The organism is uncultured Boseongicola sp. (assembly GCF_937988555.1).
Lineage (GTDB): Bacteria > Pseudomonadota > Alphaproteobacteria > Rhodobacterales > Rhodobacteraceae > Boseongicola.
The window spans coordinates 1-6,159 of the sequence record NZ_CALJXO010000396.1 but is presented as its reverse complement, the minus strand read 5'-3'; the positions used below and the strand labels follow the sequence as shown (position 1 = coordinate 6,159).

At 55.9% G+C, this 6,159-nt stretch carries 4 protein-coding genes; all 4 read right to left on the bottom strand.

From position 1 onward, the window contains the following. Positions 1–195: 195 nt before the first annotated feature. Positions 196–2,001 (bottom strand): ABC transporter ATP-binding protein, encoded by a 1,806-nt coding sequence (locus tag Q1B15_RS23250; RefSeq protein WP_299758614.1) that lies wholly within the window; start codon positions 1,999–2,001, stop codon positions 196–198. 2 nt (positions 2,002–2,003) lie between these two features. Further along, a complete protein-coding gene (locus Q1B15_RS23245) occupies positions 2,004–2,930 on the bottom strand; it encodes an ABC transporter permease subunit (RefSeq protein ID WP_299758612.1) in 927 nt (308 codons plus the stop codon). 12 nt (positions 2,931–2,942) lie between these two features. Beyond that, complete coding sequence (gene oppB / locus Q1B15_RS23240; protein WP_093975570.1) at positions 2,943–3,866, bottom strand: oligopeptide ABC transporter permease OppB; 924 nt, start codon at positions 3,864–3,866, stop codon at positions 2,943–2,945. Positions 3,867–3,936: 70 nt separating this feature from the next. Further along, a complete protein-coding gene (locus Q1B15_RS23235) occupies positions 3,937–5,565 on the bottom strand; it encodes a peptide ABC transporter substrate-binding protein (RefSeq protein ID WP_299758609.1) in 1,629 nt (542 codons plus the stop codon). Between the last annotated feature and the right edge of the window lie 594 nt (positions 5,566–6,159).

Below are 6,159 nucleotides of genomic sequence, written 5' to 3'. Positions count from 1 at the left end.
CGCTCCGCGCCACCCAAACGCCGCGCGTGGCGTCCGAGAAACCTACACTAAAGCAGACGTTCGCCGCATAGAGGCGCTGATGTATAGCCAATATGAACTGGGCAGTCTAAGGCGGACATATGCCTGTTTCAGCGATAGCTAGGACACTGCCCTTGCTCGACACTTTGCCGCTGCCCGCGCGCTCATGCTCTCGGCCTAAGCCGGCCGGTCCAGCAAGTTTTCCAGGGGATCGTGCTCTTCGACAAAATGCCCGGATGAAACTTCCTTGAGCCTTGGCTGATAGGCCGCATCGGACGTCAGCCGCGACGGAATAAACCTCAACGCTGCTTTCGGATCCAAAGGCGAAGGCAATTCTCCGGGGATACGCAGCCGCTGCCGTGTGCGCTCAAGATGAGGGTCCGGGATTGGCACCGCCGAAATCAGAGATTTCGTATAAGGGTGGCGAGGCTCGTCATAAAGCGCATCGCGATCCGCCATTTCGACCACTCGTCCCAGATACAGAACCATGACCCGGTTCGACACGGCTCGCACGACCGACAAGTCATGGCTGATAAAGATCATCGCCATACCAAAATCGTCTTGCAAGCCTTTCAAAAGCCTCAGGATTTGTGCCTGTATCGACACATCGAGGGCCGAAACAGCCTCATCACAGATGACCAGCTTCGGCCGATTGATCATGGCCCGCGCAATGCCAACTCTCTGGTTCTGACCCCCAGATAATTCATGTGGATAGCGGTTCACCATGCGCGCGTCCAAGCCCACACGCTCCATCATTTTAGCCACTTCCATCTTGCGCTCAGCCAACGTCAACTCTGGCCGGAAAGTTCGCAAAGGTTCTGCGATCGAGGCAGAGATTGTCATCCGCGGATCAAGGCTCGCTAAGGGGTCTTGAAACACAATCTGCAGGTCCTTGCGTCTCGACTTCAATGCATGAGACGTCAACCCGACCAGGTCCTGTCCCAGCCAAGTCACCGCTCCGGCAGTCGGGGGTATGAGCTGCAAAACCGCCCGTGCAAGCGTCGACTTTCCGCAGCCGCTTTCACCGACGACCCCCAAAGTCTCGCCCGCGCGCAGATCAAAGCTGACACCATTCACGGCCTTCAACAGTACCGTCCCACTAAACAACCCACGGTCCTGTTTAATCGGGAAATGCACCATCACATCGTCCACGTTCAATATCGTCTCGGCGTCCGCCGCAACCGCGTGTGGTGCGTCGTCGGAATCGAGACGTGGCATCGCCGTCAGCAAGGACTTGGTGTAGTCCTTCTTCGGCGCCGAGAAAATCTCGTCCACCGAGCCGCTTTCCACAAATTCTCCATGCCGCATCACATGCACATCGCGGCACATTCGCGCCACCACGCCCATGTCATGCGTAATCAAGGCAATCGCCGTGCCTTCTTCCTTTTGAAGCCCCACCATCAGGTCCAGAATCTCGGCCTGCACCGTGACATCAAGCGCCGTGGTCGGCTCATCTGCGATCAGCACTTTCGGATTGCAGAGCATTGCCATGGCAATCATTACGCGCTGTCGCATGCCTCCCGAAAGCTCGTGCGGGTACTGATCCAACCGACGTTTCGCCTCGGGGATTTGCACCTTGTCCAGCCAACCCAAAGCGACCTTTTCGGCGTCCCGGCCCGACAATCCCTGATGAGACCGCAGCACTTCTTCCATCTGATTGACGATCTTCAGATGCGGCGTAAGCGCCGTTAGCGGATCCTGAAAGATCATCGAAATGTCACGCCCACGCAGACTGTTCAGCTCCGGAATCGAAACATTCAGCATCTCGCGACCCATCAATTGAACCGAGCCCGTAGCCAGCCCGTTTTTCGGCATCAACCCCATCGCGGCCATGAACGTCTGACTTTTGCCCGAGCCACTTTCGCCAACAATCCCAAGGCAGTCCCCCGCCTCAATATCAAAGGAAACGCCCTTCACCGCATCGATCATGCCGTCCTGCGTGGTGAAAGACACGTTCAGATCACGAACAGAAAACAAGGCCATCGTCAGCGATCCTTTGGGTCAAGCGCATCACGCAAACCATCTCCGATGAAAAACATGGTGATGATGATCGTGACGTAGAAAAACAGCGGAAAAAGCAACTGCCACAGTGTGCCATAGGCCATCGTCCCGGCCCCTTCGGCGATCAAGGCACCGAGCGACGTGTAGGGTTCCGAAATGCCCAGCCCCAGGAACGAGATAAAGCTCTCGGCCAAAATCATCTCTGGCACCAAAAGCGACGCATAGACGATCACTACGCCAAGCAGGTTCGGCAGAATATGGCGTATCATGATTGTGAACTCGCCAACGCCCGCCGCCCGCGCCGCTTCGATGAAATCACGGTTCTTCAAGGTCAGCGTCTGCCCCCTCACAATCCGTGCCATCGTCAGCCAACTGACCGCGCCCAGCGCCACGAACAACATGATGAACGATCGCCCCGCGACGACCAGCAACAGGATAATCACCAGTGTCGAAGGGATCGCCAGAAGGATATCGACAAAGCGCATCATTAGTCCGTCGATCCGACCCCCAAGATAGCCAGCGACAATCCCGTAAAGCGTCCCCACAATCAGGGCCATCGCCGCGCCGATAAGCCCTACCAGAAGTGACGTTGTCGTCGCCTGAATAACGCGGCTGTAAAGATCACGCCCCAGATCATCGACTCCGAAGAAATGCCCGCTCTCGACCGACGGCGCCCCAAGTCCGCGCACATCGCCCATCGCGGTCCAGTCGATCGTTTCGTTATCCCAGACCGCGAAAAAAGGCCCTGCCAGCGTGAACAACACGATACACCCAAGGGTCGCCACACAGACCATCGCCGCCTTGTTGCTGGTGAACCGGTCATAGGCATCCCGCCAGAGCGAACGGCCAACGACAGCCTGCTCGTTCACTGCTTCCGCCAATTCTATCGTCTTTTTGGAGCTTCCAAACATATGTCAGCCCCCTCAATACCGGATTTTCGGATCGAACCAGGCATAAGCAAGATCCGTGATAAGGTTCACCAGAACAGTCAGCCCGCCATAAAGGATCGTGACCCCCAACAGCACCGAATAATCCCGGCTCAACGCCGAGCCGACATAGGCTTGTCCCAAACCTCCAGTCGAAAAATAGATGTCCACGAACACCGACCCCGTCAGCACATAAACGAAGACCGGCCCTAGGTAGGACACGACCGGCAACAGCGTCGGCTTCATCGCGTGCTTCCAGATGATCTGGCGTTCCGGGATGCCCTTGGCCCGCGCCGTACGAATATAATTCGAGTTCAGAACCTCCAGCATCGACGACCGGGTGATCCTTGCGATGGACCCCATGTAGGAGGTCGAAAGTGCGATCACCGGCATGATCAGATACGGCCATGCACCCCCGTTCCAGCCACCGCCTGGTAACCAGCCAAGATAGAGTGTGAAGACCAAAATAAGGATTGGTCCCATGATGAAGTTCGGCAGCGCCTGTGCAGCAATACCTAATGAGACAGCAAAATAATCGATCCAAGTGTTGTGCCGGATCGCTGCCGCCACACCCAAGGTCACACCAACTGAAGTTGCCGCCAGAAACGATAGGAACCCGTAGGTCAGCGAGATCGGAAAGCCTTGCGCGATGATGTCATTCACATCGCGGTCCTTGAACTTGAAGGATGGTCCGAAATCAAAATGAAACACTATGTTGTAAAGGTAATCCCAAAACTGCTTCCACATCGGCTGATCCAGCCCATATCGTGCCTCAATATTGGCAAGAACTTGCGGCGGCAGTGGCCGCTCGGATGTGAAGGGGCCACCGGGGGCAACCTGTATCAGGACGAAGGACGCCGCGATCAGCAACAGCAGCGTCGGAATGGCCGCCAAAAGGCGACGGATCGAATAACCGAGCATATAATTTCCAATGAGTTAGCCGCCCCCGCCACACAACTGTGCGACGGGGGAAGCCGTTCAAACGCTTGGTTTATTCAGCGATTTTGTAGAGGCTTTTCGAGTACCAGTTCTGCTCGACGTTGTTCACAGGCCAGTTCCCGACATCGCTGTCCAGCATATAGACACCGGCATAGTGATAGATCGGAATCACAGGCTGTTCCTGCGCAATGATCGCCTCAACCCGCGTGTAGAGGTCCGACGTCTCGCTCGCGGTGCGGGCTTGCGTCATCAGACTGTCGATCTCCGCGCTAGAGAACTTACCGTCGTTGTATCCTGACGGCGTCGTCAGAAGATCGAGGAACGTGGACGCCTCGTTATAGTCGCCACACCATGCACCACGCGCCAGTTCAAAGTCCTGGTTGCCACGTGTTTCAAGGAAAACCTTCCACTCCATGTTGCCAAGTTCGGCTTCAACACCCAGCTTCTGCTTCCACATCTGGCTCATCGCCACTGCGATTTTCTTATGAGATTCCGATGTGTTGTAGATCATGCTGAACTTGAGCGGATTGTCGGGACCATAGCCTGCCTCTGCCAGCAGTTCCTTGGCTTTCGCATCACGCTCGGCTTGCGTCATCGACGCCATTTCCGATGCAGGCGGCTCGAAGTTGGCAACCGCAGCGGGCGTAAAGCTGTAGGCTTCTGGCTGACCACCTGCCAGCACGTTCTCTACGATGATCTTGCGATCCACAGCCATCGCAAGGGCCTTGCGCACGCGCACGTCCTTGAATTGCTCCGGGCCATCATTCGAAAGGTTAAACGTGTAATAATAGTTGCACAGACGCGGGAAACTGATCGCCTCTTCCGGATGTTCTTCCTTCAGGCGCGGGAACTGACCTGCCGGCACTTCAGTCCGGTCAAGCTCGCCCGCCATATAACGCGTCAAAGCGACATTCTCGTCGTTGATCACAAGGGCGACGACCTTATCGATGATCGTGTTCTCATTATCCCAATACATAGGATTGCGCTCGCGAACGGACCGCTCGTTGGGCAGATGTTCGGTCAGGACATAAGCACCGTTTGACACGATATTCTCGGGCTTGGTCCAGTCAGCGCCATGCGCCTCAATTACCGAACGCGGCGCGGGGAACAATGTCGAATGCGTCGTCATCGTCGCAAAATATGGCAACGGCGCTGACAGTGTGATTTCCAAAGTTCGGTCGTCGATTGCTTTCACACCAAGATCAGTGATCGGTGCGTCGCCTGCGATAATCTTGGCAGCATTTTCGATCGACGTGATCTCCATGTACCAAGCGTAAGGCGAGGACAATTCAGGATCGACAGCGCGCTGCCAGGCGTAGACGAAATCACCCGCAACCACCGGATCACCGTTCGACCACTTGGCGTTGCCACGCAAAGTGAATGTATACACGGTCTTGTCGTCATTCGTCGTGAACCCGGTCGCGACACCCGGCACAAGGTTGCCGTCTTCGTCCTGGTTCATAAGGCCTTCGAAAAGATCGCGCACGACTTCGGCGCCGGTGACATCTTCCACAACCTGCGGATCAACGGAGCTGTGTTCGTCCAGCACGCGATAGGTGAAGGTTTGGTCATCCGCGAGCGGTTCCCCGGTCGTCGGGTGTGTACCGGCCGCCAGAACTGGCGACGCAAGCATGGTGGTAGCGACCAAAGTCGCGAGGGCGGAATTTCTAATATGCTTCATGGAAAGGCTCCCTGTTGTTTCTTGATAAAACAGAGACTGCGCCCGCCCAGCGCAAGAGTCCAGTATTTCAAACTCGTTCTGACCACGCGTCATGCAGACCAATGCACCCATGGAAACAGCGTGTGATTGATGTAAGAAATCCTTCCAAAAACCAAAGAATCTGCCGTTTGCCAACTCCAGAAAAGCGCTTGCCCAAAAAGTCCAGCTGTGTCGTTCTTCCGCGTGCTCAAATCATCTGCAATGAATTTCAGTAGGTGACGATACCCACATGCGCTCGCCATCACCTGTATCAACTCGACACCTGCCTAAAAGAAGTTCGCAAGCTACCGCTCGAATTTCTCCGCCACCAACCAGCCTACCAGAAGCGGCTCTTGCGACCCGAGCCCAACAGGGAAATTGTTTGTATGACAAGCCCGCAACCCAAGACCCCCCAACGGCCTTCGCCGCAGCGAATGTCTGCTTTCCTTCCATAGTAACCGATGCTGCACGATGCACGAATGACCGGTCTGGCGAAGCTGCGGCGCAGCATCAGATCGACCGACGAGCGGCAGCTAAGGGCCGTTCATGTTGGTCGGGGCGAGATCGTTTGGCAGG

Excerpts from the sequence above, each read along its gene's own strand:
- Q1B15_RS23245 (WP_299758612.1), bottom strand. The coding sequence starts at position 2,930 with ATGTTTGGAAGCTCCAAAAAGACGATAGAATTGGCGGAAGCAGTGAAC.
- Q1B15_RS23235 (WP_299758609.1), bottom strand. The coding sequence starts at position 5,565 with ATGAAGCATATTAGAAATTCCGCCCTCGCGACTTTGGTCGCTACCACC.
- Q1B15_RS23250 (WP_299758614.1), bottom strand. The coding sequence starts at position 2,001 with ATGGCCTTGTTTTCTGTTCGTGATCTGAACGTGTCTTTCACCACGCAG.
- oppB (WP_093975570.1), bottom strand. The coding sequence starts at position 3,866 with ATGCTCGGTTATTCGATCCGTCGCCTTTTGGCGGCCATTCCGACGCTG.